The 841-nt window shown below is 63.5% G+C and carries 1 protein-coding gene; it reads left to right on the top strand.

Going from position 1 to position 841, the window contains the following annotated elements; translation table 11 throughout:
* On the top strand, nt 1–765 hold a 765-nt coding region (locus AO501_RS38195; RefSeq protein ID WP_055579029.1), incomplete at its 5' end, for a hypothetical protein.
* Between the last annotated feature and the right edge of the window lie 76 nt (nt 766–841).

Raw genomic sequence — 841 nt, 5'->3', positions numbered from 1 at the left:
GCCGGCTCGGCCGAGCCGGCTCAGTGGCTGATCGACCGGGTAGACCTATGGGATCACCAGCACTGGCCGACCGGCATGGTCGGTGCCGGCTTTGGGGCCTACGCCCGGCTACTGCATCCCCTCGACGATCACCCCGGACCACTGACCTGGGCGACGGTGGCCCGCGCCAACAGCCGCATTCTCCATCCATCGGCCTGGTGGGAGAAGATCAAGTCCTCAGCATCCTCGGGACGCGGCCGACCGGGCGACCCCATGCGGGGAGACCTGAACGGCTGGGCACTCAAGGCGCTCTGCGCCATCCTCGCCAGGCACACCACGACAGCACAGGCGTGCTGTTTCGCGGTCTGGGAAGGCTGGGGCTGGCTCCACGACCATGACAGTCCGGCGTCGACGATCACCGCCTACTACGCTCCCGACGGTGTGATCCCGGACATCCAACCGCCCCAGCCGGCACCGGCTCAATGGCGACTCGCCACAAGCGGACCCACCTTTTCACTACCCGGCCGCAGATACCACCTGTTTAAAGGCCACATCGACGCCGCCGTACGGATCGGACACTGGGTCAACGAGGACTTTTTCATCCCCCAATCGCCAAGCTTCTTCTGGCCCGCCGACCACACCTGGTGCGTGGCAACCGAAGTCGACTACGACTCCACCATCATCGGCGGTACACGTGAACTTATCGACCAGCTCCGCACATCCGAGATGATCGAGGTCCTACAGATTCCGCCCGACGCCCCATACGAAGATCGCCTAAACGCTTAACCGCACGCGGGTCATCGCGACTATGTGACGCCATTTACCGCTGAAGATTCACCGCCACTTACCTCTGAAAATCACA

The sequence above is a fragment of the Mycobacterium gordonae genome, from assembly GCF_001417955.2.
GTDB lineage: Bacteria > Actinomycetota > Actinomycetes > Mycobacteriales > Mycobacteriaceae > Mycobacterium > Mycobacterium gordonae_B.
The sequence above is the reverse complement of the archived record's forward strand: the minus strand, read 5'-3'. Positions and strand labels throughout refer to the sequence as shown.